Origin of the sequence: Laceyella putida (genome assembly GCF_042665195.1) — a bacterium.
Taxonomy (GTDB): domain Bacteria; phylum Bacillota; class Bacilli; order Thermoactinomycetales; family Thermoactinomycetaceae; genus Laceyella; species Laceyella putida.
This window is the reverse complement of the sequence record NZ_JBHTBW010000091.1, coordinates 1-1,389: the sequence shown is the minus strand read 5'-3', so window position 1 is coordinate 1,389 and position 1,389 is coordinate 1. Positions and strand designations below refer to the sequence as shown.

The window sequence follows — 1,389 nt, the reverse complement described above, 5'->3', positions numbered from 1 at the left end:
ATAAGAAAATGAATAATGGGGGATTTTTTGTGTTATCCAAACATGGGAAAAGTGGTCGAAACCAGCTTGAAATCATAGCATTAGATGATTTAGTGCCCGCGGACCATCTGGTCCGCAAGATTGAATCCAGTATTGATTTTGACTTTATCTATGATCTGGTTGAAGACTATTATTGCCTTGATAATGGACGCCCTAGTGTTGATCCAGTGGTCTTAATTAAAATGACGCTCATTCAGTATTTATTTGGCATTCGATCCATGAGGCAAACCATTAAAGAGATTGAAACCAATGTGGCATATCGTTGGTTTCTTGGTTATGGGCTCACAGAAAAAATCCCCCATTTTTCAACGTTCGGAAAGAATTATGTCCGCCGTTTTCAAGACACCGATCTTTTTGAAGTGATTTTTTATCGTATTTTACAAGAAGCAATCGATCATGGCTTTGTTAATCCAGAAGTCATCTTTATTGATTCAACACATGTAAAAGCCAATGCAAACAAAAAGAAATATGTAAAGAAGTTGGTTCGGGCGCAGACCCGAACCTATCAAGAGCAACTTCATGATGAGATCAATCAAGATCGTTTGGCTAACGGAAAAAAGGCACTAGCTCCCAAGACTAATGTTGAAGTCAAAGAAGTTAAGGAAAACACAACTGACCCGGATAGCGGATACTTTGTAAAAAATGAACGCGAATCCGTTTTCGCTTATTCCTTTCATACTGGTTGTGATCGGAATGGCTTTGTCTTGGGAGCGATAGTAGAACCAAGTAATGTTCACGATAGCCAAGTCTTCTCATCTCTTTATGATCGAATCAAACTCACAGTTACTCAACCAACAGCGGTCGCTGTTGATGCTGGCTACAAAACTCCTTACATTAGCAAAATCTTGCTTGATGACGGAGTTCGTCCCGTTATGCCTTATACAAGACCTCAAACGAAAAAAGGTTTGTTTCGAAAACATGAATTTGTTTATGACGAGTATTATGATTGGTATATTTGCCCTGCTAGTGAAACGTTGACTTACCGTACAACTAATCGTGAAGGCTACCGTCAGTACATATCTGATCCAAAAATCTGTAAAGATTGTCCATTCCTTTCTCAATGTACGAACAGCCGGAACCATACAAAACAGATTCAACGACATATTTGGCAAGCCTATTTAGATGAAGCTGAACATCTCCGGCACACGGAACAGAATAAAATAATTTATAAACAACGGAAAGAAACAATTGAACGAGTATTTGCCGATTTGAAAGAAAAGCATGGAATGCGTTGGACGACGCTTCGAGGGAAGCGTCGAGTTCAAATGCAAGCGATGCTACTTTTTGCTGCCATGAATTTAAAGAAGTTGGCCAATTGGCGATGGCGCAACCATCGCCTTACCCGATATT

General features: G+C 39.7%; 1 protein-coding gene. It reads left to right on the top strand.

The genetic code is table 11. The features are described from left to right. Positions 1-29 precede the first annotated feature (29 nt). The coding region (locus ACFQNG_RS20920; RefSeq protein ID WP_379867860.1) for an IS1182 family transposase at positions 30-1,389 on the top strand (1,360 nt) is incomplete at its 3' end.